The organism is Levilactobacillus cerevisiae (genome assembly GCF_003946245.1).
Lineage (GTDB): Bacteria > Bacillota > Bacilli > Lactobacillales > Lactobacillaceae > Levilactobacillus > Levilactobacillus cerevisiae.
The window spans coordinates 1-12,025 of record NZ_RHNN01000044.1 but is presented as its reverse complement, the minus strand read 5'-3'; the positions used below and the strand labels follow the sequence as shown (position 1 = coordinate 12,025).

General features: G+C 50.6%; 12 protein-coding genes and 1 riboswitch. Of the genes, 6 read left to right on the top strand and 6 right to left on the bottom strand.

Going from position 1 to position 12,025, the window contains the following annotated elements:
- Positions 1–775: 775 nt before the first annotated feature.
- Positions 776–941: riboswitch (M-box (ykoK) riboswitch) on the bottom strand.
- A 219-nt stretch (positions 942–1,160) separates the two neighbouring features.
- Positions 1,161–1,724 (top strand): peroxiredoxin, encoded by a 564-nt coding sequence (locus EKM99_RS14795; protein WP_125584134.1) that lies wholly within the window; start codon positions 1,161–1,163, stop codon positions 1,722–1,724.
- Positions 1,725–2,156: 432 nt separating this feature from the next.
- Here EKM99_RS14795 and EKM99_RS14790 read toward each other — a convergent pair whose 3' ends face one another.
- On the bottom strand, positions 2,157–2,504 hold the full coding sequence (locus tag EKM99_RS14790; protein WP_125584133.1) for a hypothetical protein: 348 nt from the start codon (positions 2,502–2,504) through the stop codon (positions 2,157–2,159).
- Between the two features lie 736 nt (positions 2,505–3,240).
- On the opposite strand from EKM99_RS14790, the gene EKM99_RS14785 reads away from it, so the two are divergent.
- Positions 3,241–3,882, top strand: coding sequence for an SDR family oxidoreductase (locus EKM99_RS14785; protein ID WP_125584132.1), 642 nt, complete (start codon positions 3,241–3,243; stop codon positions 3,880–3,882).
- A 91-nt stretch (positions 3,883–3,973) separates the two neighbouring features.
- On the top strand, positions 3,974–4,237 hold the full coding sequence (locus EKM99_RS14780) for a hypothetical protein (RefSeq protein ID WP_125584131.1): 264 nt from the start codon (positions 3,974–3,976) through the stop codon (positions 4,235–4,237).
- A 330-nt stretch (positions 4,238–4,567) separates the two neighbouring features.
- Here the strand turns inward: EKM99_RS14780 and EKM99_RS14775 are convergent, their stop codons facing one another.
- Positions 4,568–5,119 (bottom strand): TetR/AcrR family transcriptional regulator C-terminal domain-containing protein, encoded by a 552-nt coding sequence (locus EKM99_RS14775; protein WP_125584130.1) that lies wholly within the window; start codon positions 5,117–5,119, stop codon positions 4,568–4,570.
- A gap of 142 nt (positions 5,120–5,261) precedes the next feature.
- Here EKM99_RS14775 and EKM99_RS14770 point away from each other — a divergent pair, with 142 nt between their 5' ends.
- Positions 5,262–6,434 carry an NADH-dependent flavin oxidoreductase gene (locus EKM99_RS14770; RefSeq protein ID WP_125584129.1) on the top strand — a complete coding sequence of 391 codons (1,173 nt, stop codon included), beginning with the start codon at positions 5,262–5,264 and terminating at the stop codon, positions 6,432–6,434.
- Between the two features lie 63 nt (positions 6,435–6,497).
- On the opposite strand, the gene EKM99_RS14765 is transcribed toward EKM99_RS14770, so the two are convergent.
- Complete coding sequence (locus EKM99_RS14765) at positions 6,498–7,106, bottom strand: helix-turn-helix domain-containing protein (protein WP_125584128.1); 609 nt, start codon at positions 7,104–7,106, stop codon at positions 6,498–6,500.
- Between the two features lie 403 nt (positions 7,107–7,509).
- The gene (locus EKM99_RS14760; protein ID WP_125584127.1) at positions 7,510–8,151 is read right to left on the bottom strand and encodes a helix-turn-helix transcriptional regulator; all 642 of its coding nucleotides are present in this window, start codon (positions 8,149–8,151) and stop codon (positions 7,510–7,512) included.
- A gap of 469 nt (positions 8,152–8,620) precedes the next feature.
- Between EKM99_RS14760 and EKM99_RS14755 the strand changes: the two genes are divergently transcribed.
- A complete protein-coding gene (locus EKM99_RS14755) occupies positions 8,621–9,223 on the top strand; it encodes a PBECR4 domain-containing protein (RefSeq protein ID WP_225419885.1) in 603 nt (200 codons plus the stop codon).
- Between the two features lie 56 nt (positions 9,224–9,279).
- Here the strand turns inward: EKM99_RS14755 and gndA are convergent, their stop codons facing one another.
- Together gndA and EKM99_RS14745 are read right to left on the bottom strand one after the other, a co-directional pair.
- Positions 9,280–10,722: an NADP-dependent phosphogluconate dehydrogenase gene (gndA, locus tag EKM99_RS14750; protein WP_125584125.1), complete on the bottom strand. Its 1,443-nt coding sequence runs from the start codon at positions 10,720–10,722 to the stop codon at positions 9,280–9,282.
- A gap of 154 nt (positions 10,723–10,876) precedes the next feature.
- Complete coding sequence (locus EKM99_RS14745; protein ID WP_125584124.1) at positions 10,877–11,308, bottom strand: MarR family winged helix-turn-helix transcriptional regulator; 432 nt, start codon at positions 11,306–11,308, stop codon at positions 10,877–10,879.
- 84 nt (positions 11,309–11,392) lie between these two features.
- On the opposite strand from EKM99_RS14745, the gene EKM99_RS14740 reads away from it, so the two are divergent.
- Positions 11,393–11,830 (top strand): GNAT family N-acetyltransferase, encoded by a 438-nt coding sequence (locus EKM99_RS14740; RefSeq protein WP_125584123.1) that lies wholly within the window; start codon positions 11,393–11,395, stop codon positions 11,828–11,830.
- Positions 11,831–12,025 lie beyond the last annotated feature (195 nt).

The window sequence follows — 12,025 nt, the reverse complement described above, 5'->3', positions numbered from 1 at the left end:
CTCAAAAAAAATTGCCTAATCTCAAAGGATTAGACAATTTTATAAATGGAATTACCAACAACAGTTGACATAGAACCGCTTTTTAGTGAAATCGTGTTAGCTAATACCAGCTCATCAACGTGACGTGGTGGGACCTTGCGGGGTGATTCCCATCAGCCCATGGGGCCCAACAGGTTGCGTTGATAACCAGTTATGGTTTGGTATTGATTTATTCGTATCGACCGTGAGAAATTAAAAACCGACCTAGTTGAAACGGCGTCAGTTACGAAATGTTTTCCTCCCCACTGGGTTCCCCCAACGGTGAAGCATCGCTACATGGTTGTAACGCTATGCGACTAGCACGTCAATGCATTTTGGCTGCATAGTTGCCGAGAAAGACGGGTAACTCTAGCTTGCGTTATCCATTAAGTGGTTGGAACCCAACTGGCGCACGAACGAGTTCGAGAAGTTCAGACGAGTTACGGTCGGTTGCAACACCGACAGCGTCTGAAATAAAGTGGCCAGTCGTTTCCGTTTAAAATCTACCAGTCGAACCTCCGCATCAAGCTACGGGGTCCGGGATAGGGAAAGCTAGAGAATTGTCCTCCTCAAAGCGTCAACCAAGAGGTGTGAACATGCAGTAACTTTCCCACCGGCGAGTTATAACACGATCCAGGATCGTCTAAAAGTTGCGTTGTCATGTTCCTTCACCTCCTGTAGTAAGTCGACAGTGACAATCGTCAGATAAAGTAAAAGCGCTTAGCCACGACCAGCTAAGCGCACAATAAAAAGTGTGTGATTTGGCTAGTCGTTGAGTTTTAGCACTATACGGCGTAGTTAGTTCATAACAGCTACATTAGATCAGGCCTTCTGTTGACCTGAACAGCTGACTCATTGGCGTTTCTCGACGTTTCTGAGCAGTAGCGTTTTCCGTATAGGAGCCTCACCTAACAGCTTCTATTTTATCTATGAATTTAGTATAGCTGGTTTTCACCCACATTGCAAGAAAAAAGCGCAAGTTCTAGCGAATAATAATTATAATAACTAACTATAAATATCTTTATAAACGGTCGGTTGCCAGTTTGTTTCCAGTTTAGAATGATTCTTGATTTCGGCGACAAAACCGCGTATGCTAGGGGTGTGTTAGAAGTTATGAATTGAATGAGGGGAGTTTTTTGATCATGAATTACATTGGTTCTGCGTTACCCGATTTTCAAGTAAATGCTTATCAGGACGGCGAGGTTAAAGCCTTAACGCCCGCCGATTTACTGGGCCACTGGTCCGTCCTGTTCTTCTACCCGGCCGACTTTTCTTTCGTCTGCCCCACGGAACTCGGCGACCTGGCTGCCCACTACGCTGAATTTCAGAAACAGAATGCTGAAATCTACAGCGTTTCGGAAGACACTGAGTTCGTCCACCAAGCTTGGCACGAAGAGAGTGACGAGGTCGGCCACGTGGCTTACCCAATGATTGCGGATCCCGCTGGCGTCTTGGCGCGCCACTACGACGTGCTCGATGCGGACGCTGGCCAAGCTTACCGGGGCGTCTTCATTCTCGACCCCGAGGGCAAGGTGCGTTCATACACCATCAACGACATGGGTATCGGCCGGAACGCTGGCGAAATTCTGCGGACATTGACCGCCGCCCAATTCGTGGCAGAACACGGCGACCGCGTTTGCCCAGCCAACTGGCATCCCGGCGAAGAAACCTTGAAGCCAGGCACTGATCTAGTGGGGAAGATTTAATTGCATAAATGAAAAATGGCGTCCACGAGAATTTTCCGTGGGCGCCATTTGTTGTACCAAGATTATTTCTAATGGGTTATGTTGTGGTGAAAGTCTGTTCAACGACCTCAATGGCCCGACTCCGCTGATTATTGTGTAATGGTCCCGAAATTTGGTTTAAAACAATGTAAGCCGCAGGGCTGGGGAAAATGAGCCAAGCCGTGGGAATTGCCTTAGTGACGGTCTTGGTCGCTTAGGCAATTGCTATCTTTGAGACGCGTTTCTCAGCGGCTCAAAGTAAGTCTGGAGACCGCTCTGTGGCTCCAGACGGGCGCCCACCGCGATTCGGTCTCATTTTCCCCAGCCCGGAGGCACTGTCAGCGCACATCCGTTAAGTCATCAAAAAAATTGCGCAAAAAAAGGCGGCTGCCCGCCCCTCATTGCTACGTTAGCTTACTTACCGTCGGCGATACCCGCGTATTGTTGCGCGTACCAGCCGTCCCAGGTCAAATCCTTCAGTGCACCACTTTGTGCGTAGGCTAAGTTGACCGTTTTCAAAATGGTCAGGAATAGGTCACGCTTGTTGGCGAGCACGCCAGCGGCCAGTTGGTCGGGGCTGAAGTTCAGGTTGCTGTAGATGTACATGTTGATGTCGTTCATCGCGTAATCAACCTTGAACGATGCCAAAATTTCCAGGTCGTTGGTCCGGTAATGCCGTAAATAAAAGTGAACAAATTCCGTCAGCTCTACGTTTTGGGCGTTTTCGTCCAAGTCAGTGATGGTTAAATCTGGATTTTGCAAAATTGGAGACCTCCTCAAAATGTGTGTGTCACGACGAGTATCGGTCAAAGTCGGTCGGTGCCCTTCTTTCATTATATGGCATAGTTGCCGGCGGAGCAAAGAGAACTAGTCGAAAATTCTCGGTTGTGAATAATTTCGGCTAAAGTCCGTGCCAACTGCGCCTCCGGGATGACGGAAAATGGACCGGAACGCTGTGGGCGCTCGCTCGGAGCCGAAGGGCGGTCTCCGAGCTTATTTTAAGCCGCTGAAAAGCGCGTCTAAAAATAGCAATTCCCTAAGTGGCACGGCCCACCACTAAGGGAATTCCCACGGCTTAGTCCATTTCCGCCATCCCTGCGGCTGACACGGCTTTAGCCCGGGAATGCATGGTCACCATTCTTTTTTCCTGCCAAGTGTACGAAGGATTTGTTGACGGCAGCTTTGGACTTAATCGTGAAGGTATAAGTATCACAACGATTTGAGGCTGCCTGTTCAGAACCCACCTACCAAGCAGTTTGATTCTGGCAACAATTATTAACAACGAGAGCCCACCGCAACGGGCCAAACCAGCGTTAGCCGCAGGGAGGGTGAAATGGGTTCAGCCGTAAGTCTGGAGACCGCCATTCGGATCCAGACGGCGCCCACAGCGTTCCGAACCCATTTTCACTCTCCCGGAGGCGACCTAACCGGCACGTTTAACCCATATGCATCGTAGTGTATAATGGTTAGGTAATGTTTGGAAGGGAGTTCAGAGACGATGCGGGTATTGATCGTTGGGGCAAACGGCCACGTGGGTCGGCTATTAATTGCGCAGCTTTTGGCAAAGGGGGATGAACCGATTGCCGGGTTGCGGCCGGAAGAGGACGGCGAGGACTGGGAAGACCAGGGCATCACTGTCCGCCGTATAGACCTCCTAGAGAAGCCTGAGCGGATTGCCAGCACCATGATGGATACTGAGGCGATTATCTTCGCTGCGGGCTCTGGCGGGCGCACCAGGGACGATATGACGCTGCTGATTGACCTCGATGGTGCCGTCAAGACCATGCAGGCCGCAGAAATTGCTGGGGTCCAGCGTTTCTTGATGATCAGCATGCTCTTTGCCGAAGACCGCAACCGCTGGGCCGATCCGCTCAAGCCGCTGTACGTGGCGAAATTTTACGCGGACAACTGGCTGGTCCACCAAACGCACCTGGACTACACGATTGTTCAGCCGGGGGCGCTGTCATTTCATCCGGGGACCGGGCTGGTAAAAAGTGACCCGTTGGCCGTTGGCAGCATTTCCCGCGAGGACCTCGCCCGCTTTTTGGTGGCGGCCCTCCATGCGCCCGCAACGATTGGCAAAACGGTGCCCTTGTTGAGTGGTGACCAGTCAATTAAACAGGTCATTGACCAGTTGTGAGCATAATGGTCGCGTTCGATGGGCTTTCTTGTTAAAATATAGTCAGTAAATGAGACTGCCCGTCAGATTTTTTGCTAAGGAGGCAACGGTTATGACTGAGAACTTAGTATTAGCCCCGCCGGAAGCCCTGGAGTTAGCACACCACCTTGACGAATGGGCCAAATGGCGGCAGACGCAGGACCAGACAACGGCTGACATCGATTGGGAGCGGTTCATTGCCAAGAGCCGCGAAAAGGCGCAGTGGCAAGCGGGTCTCGCAACCGAGATCGACCACTGGGAAAACCTGCACGCGATTCAGCTGGAATTAGAAGATCGCCTAGCGGGGACCACATCAGGTGGCCACACAAGGCAATAGTAAATGTGAAAAATAGCGACACGAAAGGCCCGGGGATTTTCTCCCGGGCCTTTCGGCATTGTAGTGAATCCTTTATATAACAGGTAGCCAGTTCAAAAAATTCAGCCAGTTGAAGCAGCCGAACACCGTGTTAGCCGCAGGGCTGGGGAAAATGAGCCAAGCCGTGGGAATTGCCTTAGTGACGGTCTTGGTCGCTTAGGCAATTGCTATCTTTGAGCCGTGTTTCTTAGCGGCTCAAAGTAAGTCTGGAGACCGCCTTTTGGCTCCAGACGGGCGCCCACAGCGGTCCGGTCTCATTTTCACCAGCCCGGAGGCCCTGCTAACCCGCAGTTAAGCCTTCAAAACTGGTGAATTCAGGGGAATCTTGCTGATGATGGTTGGCATAAAGCTGTGGAGGTCAAAGCTGAGGTCGGTCGCCGACTGCGCCATCCCGGTCAGCACCCAGCGCCGGGTATAGTTCACGGCGCCGTCCACGTAGAACAGGATGGCCTTCTTTTCCGCCAGCGAAATCTGTTGCCGGTCGGTGTGCTGGAAAATGACTCGGGCGTAGTCGCCGGGCAGAAAGCCGTAGAGAAAATTGGTAAACGAGTTCTGGCCAGTGTCCGCGAACGCCGACCGGAAGAAGGCTGGGTGGGCCGCCATATAGACGACGGGTGTGGTGGTGATGCCCAACCAAGTGTATTCGCGGCAGCTTTTAGAAACGGTCCGCATGGCGTCTTCGTAGTAGCTATTGATTAAATCATATTTGTCAGTGAAATATTTATAAAAAGTGCCCCGACTGATGCCGGAGTCCGCAAGAATATCGTTCACGGTGATGGTGTTAATTTCTTGCCGCGTAACCAAGGTGTACACGGTGTTAAATAATTGACGGCGAACATCCATAGGTCTCAAGTCCTTTGCTGGTAGACAAAATAGCGAAATCGTTCATTTGTGAACAAAAATCACAATCTATTCATTCCCAATCATAACGGTTTTTGTTAAATTGAACAAGTAAGGAACATTAATGAACTGAGGAGGATTTCTAATGACCTATAAATTTTTGGAACCGATTACTTTGAAGTCAGGCGTCAAAGTGAAGAACCGGGTGGTCTTGCCACCAATGACCGAAACCATGGCCTTGAACAACGGTGAAATTTCCCGTGACGAACTCCGCTACACCGCGCTACATGCCGGTGGCGTGGGCCTGTTCATCACCCCAGTTGCCTACATCAACGAACGGGCAAAGGGCTTTGAAGGGGAACTTTCCGTGGCGGAAGACCGCTTCATTCCGGGCCTGAACAAGATGGCCACGACGATCCAACAAAATGGGTCAAAGGCAATCCTCCAAATTTTCAGTGCCGGCCGGATGTCCAATTCCGCCATTCTGCGGGGCCACAAGCCGGTTTCTGCCAGCGCTGTTCCCGCACCACGGCCGGGGATGGAGACGCCAGAAGAGCTGACCAATGCCGAGATTGAACAAACCATCACGGACTTTGGGGCAGCGACTCGCCGGGCCATTCAAGCCGGATTTGACGGCGTGGAAATTCACGGGGCCAACACCTACCTGATCCAACAGTTCTTCTCACCTCACAGCAATCGCCGGACCGACAAGTGGGGCGGCTCCGTGGAAAAGCGGATGACCTTCCCGTTGCGCGTGATTGCGGAAGTGCAAAAGGCCGTGGCCACTTACGCTGACCGGCCATTCGTCGTCGGTTACCGCTTCTCACCAGAAGAAATCGAAGAACCCGGCATCCGGATGGCAGACACCCTGAAGTTGGTGGCCAAGCTGGATACCCTGGGCCTGGACTACCTGCACGTTTCCATGGGCTACGTTTGGCGGCCATCGATTAATGATAAGAGTAACAAGACGCCGCTGATCGATCAGATTCAGGATGTGGCCAAAGAGACGCCGCTGATTTCCGTTGGGGATGTCAAGACGCCCGTCGACGCCGAACGCGTGATGGACGATGGCATTGACTTCGTCGCGATTGGCCGCGAAAGTATTCGTGAACCCCACTGGGTCGAAAAGGTCGAGGCCGGCGCGGAAGACAGCATTCGCTACACGCTGCCGTTGGCTGATTTGGATGAGCTGGGAATCGCGTCACCGTACTTCGACTTCCTCCAGATGATGGACATGGGCGGGGCCAACATTGGCTTTACGCCGGCAGTTGGTGCTGTGGTTGAAGGTGACCAGGCGGACGTTGTGTTTAGAAAATAATTTCAAAACGACTCTTCCAGGCCCATGATGGGTAGGAGGAGTCGTTTTTGGTGTAGTCAATCATTAAGAACGGGAAATAACCGGCGACTTAAAATGCCCAACTTCAGCGTAGAAAATGGTCCACCAGCAGACGGCCGCGAAGAGCGTGAAGTCCGCGGCCCAGCCGGATTGGTGCGTGGTCCACGTCCAAATAGCACCAATCGTGGCCAGCACTGCGAAGAGAATCATCCACGGCCGCCGTTTCAGCCAGCGGGTATAGGGGCCTTCCTGCGTCAGCGAATTGGTAAAGACAGCCATCTTATTTAATGCCAAAGCGTTTAGCAGCGCCACCAACAGGAAGATGCCGGTCACGGAGGTCAATTGATCCGCAAACATTAAGACGGTGATCGACACGAAATTGATGATGGTCAGGTTGGTCATCGGCGATTGCATCGCCGCCAGCACGTCCGATTTGCGCAGGGTGGCCGTCATCCCGTGGTCCTCTTTCAGCAGCGTATCCAGCGACAATTGATAGAAGTCGCTGAGCTGCAGCAGACTGTCGATGTCCGGATAGCTGTTCCCCGTCTCCCAGCTCGAAATGGTCTGCCGCGAGACGTGGAGCGCGTCCGCCACGGTTGCCTGCGTTAAGTGTTGTTGTTGCCGAGTCTGTTTCAAACGTTCCCCGAATTCCATGATGGTGGTGCCCCCTCGTAATAAGTATCTTTAGCATAGCAAAATAGCGGCGATTTGCCTAGCAAAGGTTCTAAGCATCGTTGCTGGAGCGGGGATGGTGGACTGTCGAAAAAATATAACAATCGTTATGCTTCCGTGGTCGCGAGTCGAATTGACTGACAACGCGACGGCTATCGTGTACAGTAACAGAAGACCTGAGCACCAAATTTCCGGTTGTGCAGGCAACCTAAAAACCAGATAATCTGTCGCTGATTTTGCCAGCGACCCTGTCCTGCTGGGGACGAAAAATACCAGATAATTGGTCAATGGTTCTGCTATTGACCTAGTCGGCTGGAGACGAAAAACCCTGTAATTTAGTAAGAACCCATGACCGTGATGGCCGTGGGTTCTTTTTTTACCAATATTAAAATTGTTTTTGCTTCGCCGTCTTGGACTCCTGCACCCGGAGCCGACCCACAACGCGGTCGACCCACAGGCTAGCGAGGGTGAACCAGCCAACCGCCGTGAGCGAGCCCAAGAGCTGCGACGTGTCGGGGGAAACCGTGAGCCAGCGCGTGGCGATAAGTGTCGCGGTCACAATGAGATTGCTGATTAGGCTGGGCAGCCAGGCATTGCGCCACCGATATTCCCAGCGCGGCAGGGGGCTGAGCTGTTCCTCAAATTGTTGGAGGTAGAGGTAGCCGATGGTGTTCGCCACGACCGCGGCCAGTAGGATCCAGATGCCAGGATCGCTGGGCAGGAAAAAGGTGAGAATCACCAGGAAGAGGGCGTTTAGCACCAACATTGCCTGGTGAATCGGCCGTAATTTCTGCAAAATTTCTGGCTTCCGTAAATAGTCGCGCAGACCGTCGTCCCCCTTGATCAGCACGTCTAGTGAAATGCCATACAGATTGCTGAGGGTGATGAGACTATCAAGATCCGGATAACTTTTCCCGGTTTCCCAACTAGAAATTGTCTGGCGAGAGACGTTGGCCTGCTCGGCGACAGCCTGCTGGGTAAATTTGTGGGTCGCACGTGCTTCTTTTAATTTTTCTCCGAGTGACATGTGAATTCCTCCCCGTATCATTGCCTCAAGGATAGCAAAAATAACGATTCTTGTCGCGCTAAGTTTGCTTGCAAGGCTGATTTGACAGAGATTCTGGTTGAAATGAGCTATTGGATTAATCAATTGATGTGAAGATAATTGTGTCCTTTTATAACAAAAACGAATAAGCAAATCGGTTTACATTTGCTCAAGTTCCAGGTATTCTAACAATGGAGATTACAGGATAATTTCCGGTTGATCAGGCAACCTAAAAACCAGATAATTTGTCGATGGTTCCTGCCATCGACCCTGTCCGCTGGGGACGAAAAAACCAGATAATTTGTCAATGGTTCTGCCATTGATCCTGTCCGCTGGGGACGAAAAAACCTGAAAGAAAGAGCTGCGGCCATTGTGTGAGCAATGGTCGTAGCTCTTTCTTTCATAATAAGGAGTAGGGATGATCAAGGATAATGGGGCGTTGGTACACAGGATGACAGTTGCGGAAACAAAACGATTTGTTAGAGCGTTGCCAGCGATATTTTCAGCACAGAGGTATATTGAAGAGAATTTGATCGGAAAGATCCGCTATTTCTTTTTCAGGGAGGAGGGAAAAGTAAAATGGTTCGGGGTTCAAGTGGTTGAAAATAATTTTATGCATTTATGTGGCATTAATTACCTAGGTGGACCGAGAAAATTTTGGAAAGCAGTTCAGGTGAATCATCTAGAAACTGACCTAATTAAGATTAAAAATGATGGTACCACCTTTCAAAAGCTACAGGTTGTTTCGTTGCTGGAGGAGCTGAATGGTGGGAACTTGCTAGTTAGTAGTGCCGGTGTTTTATTTAAAGTACGCTACGATCATCTACTCAGGACCAGGAGAAACATAATGGCATTAGCCCTCAACCAGGTTGAGATGTATTATCGTCCAGTTTCGCTATTGAATTTGCAAAAAGACCCGTTGAAATTTAATACACGGGCAACTAAGCTCTTTCGGGTAGTGGCGATTGTTGATGAAGTAATCGCAACTGGTGAATACCATCAGGTGCTATTCGCCAAAGATGGCTACAACTATTGTAATTATTTGCGTGATTGAATATAAAAAGCTCATGACCACAACGGCCATGAGCTTTTTAGCGATAAAAATTAATTTTATTGTTCTTCGTACCAAGTGTAGTGGAAGTTCCCGTCGCGGTCATTCCGTTCGTAGGTGTGGGCACCGAAGTAGTCCCGTTGTGCTTGTAACAAGTTAGCAGGAAGGACTTCTGCGCGGAAGCTGTCGTAGTAAGTGATGGCAGCTGACAGACTTGGAACGGGGATGCCGGCTTGAACGGCCATGGCAACCACGTCACGAATGGATTGTTGATACTTGCCAGCGATATCCTTGAAGTAGCTATCGAACAGCAGGTTGGTCAACTTGGCATCCTTGTCGAAGGCGTCGGTAATCTTCTGGAGGAATTGGGCCCGGATAATGCAGCCGCCCCGCCAGATTTGTGCCAATTCGCCAAATTGCAGGTCCCAGTCGTGAGCTTCGGAAGCAAACCGAAGTTGTTCGAACCCTTGGGCGTAACTCATCAATTTACCAAAGAAGAGGGCTTGGCGAACTTCTTCAACAAACTTGTCCTTGTCGGCGATTTCGGCCTTGCCTTGCTTAGCAGCAGCTGGCAATTCCTTAGAAGCCTTGACCCGTTCGTCCTTTAACATGGAAATGTAACGGGCGTAAACGGCTTCAGTAATCACAGATTGGGGTACTTGAACGTCGAGGGCATCTTCGGAACTCCATTTACCAGTCCCCTTGTTGTTCCCCCGGTCCTTGATGGCATCAACGATTGGCAAGTTCTTGTCAGCGCCTAAGTCATCTTTACGGGACAAAATGTCAGCGGTGATTTCGACCAAATAGCTGTCGAGTTCGCCCTTGTTCCATTCCGTGAAAATGTCAGCCATGTCGTCGACAGAGATGCCGGCAACGTTACGCATGATGTTGTAGCTTTCGTCGATCAGCTCTTCATCACCATATTCGATCCCGTTGTGGACCATCTTAACGTAGTGGCCAGCACCGTTAGGGCCGATGTAAGTGACACAAGGTTTGCCATCTTGTGGCGCCTTGGCAGCAATCTTGGTCAAAATAGGTTCAACCAAGTCGTAAGCTTCCTTTTGGCCACCGGGCATCAGTGAAGGTCCTTGTAAGGCACCCAGTTCACCACCGGAAACCCCCATACCAATGAAGTTGATGCCGGACTTGTCGAGTTCAGCGTTCCGGGCAATCGTGTCGTGGAAGTTGGTGTTCCCACCATCGATCAGCACGTCATGCTTGTCGAGCAATGGTAAGAGTTCGTGGATAACGGCGTCGGTTGGTTTCCCAGCCTTAACCATCAAGAGAATCCGCCGTGGCGTTTCCAATGATTTAACGAAGTCTTCAACCGTGTAACTTGGGATCAGCTTTTTCTCGCTGTGATCCTTCATAACTTGTTCAGTCTTGCTTGCGGAACGGTTGTAAATTCCGACCGTGTAACCGCGACTTTCGATGTTCAGGGCTAAGTTCTTGCCCATGACCGCCATACCAACAACACCAATATTTGCTTTTTGATCTGCCATTAGTAACCTTCCTTTATCTGTCAAAATTTAGGAACGACTTTCCACAAGCTAGTGTAGCATTGAACAATTTGAAAGGGAACTTATTTGACTGGAAATTGGTGAAAAATTATAAACGGTTTCAAACCGAGCGGACAAAATGGTAACGGCACGCGGGTTAGGGCTGTTTATCCTGAAATTGGCGCATGTTGTCGGCCACCTTGGCCAATAACTCCTCTAATAGGGCCTGTTCGCCGGTGGAGAGGTCCGTGGTGCCGACTGCCAGGATGTGTTGCTCATAGGCCTCGAGAGCGGGGCTCATGGCCATGCCTTTGGCGGTGGCTACCAGGGGCCGGCGCTTCTTATTGGTAGCGTCGGTCTGGCGGGTCACGTAGCCGCTCGTGATTAATTTACGCACGGTCCGCAGGCAGGTTGAGGGGTCGACGTGGAGCTGATCGGCGAGCTCCGTCTGGGTGATACCGGGGGCCTCGGTAATCCGCAGCAGGTAGATGAACTGGTTGTTGGCGAGGTCGTCGGCTTGAAAAAGTTGATTCCCCATGGTGGCCGTCACCCGGGCAATCAGGCCGATACTGCGAAAAGAATTTGCCATAATTTCTCCTTTTATAGTTGCATTTGCAATTAAAATGAACGATACTGTTAGAAACAGTATAACACAAGAGAGAAGACGATTGCAGTGAAATGGGAAACGAAATGGTTTGAGGATTTAACGCCGGCAGACTTTTATAAACTTGCATATGAACGTATTCGGACGTTTGTCATCGCCCAGAATCGCGTTTATCAAGAAATTGATGAGACGGATAAGGTGGCCCACCACCTCCTGGGCTACGATGGCGATCAGCTGGTGGCTTACGCGCGGATTTTTACCGAGGGCGACCACGTGACGTTTGGCCGAGCCCTGACGATTCCGGAACGCCGCGGGACCGGCCTGGGTCGCCAATTGGTCGAACAGATTGAGGCTGACATCCGCGCGAATTTTGCGCTACAACCCATCAGTATCGAAGCCCAGATCGACAAACAACATTTCTACGAGAAGTTTGGCTATACCGCGGTGGGGGATGTGTTTAACTTTAATGGGACGCCGCACATTCAGATGACTAAGGCGGGGGTGTAGGTTCAAGGTGTGCGCTGGTGGCTAATTCGTGGAGAACTATGCAAAGCGTATTTCACCTGATAACTTCACAATGCCATTGTGGGGTTATTTTTCTACCATTAGTCAAGTACTAATCCCGGTTTAATCATGTTTCTTTTAGATGTGGTTCAAGTTATCGTTTAGGAGGAGTGTGAGCTGAAGCGAATTAGTACTGAA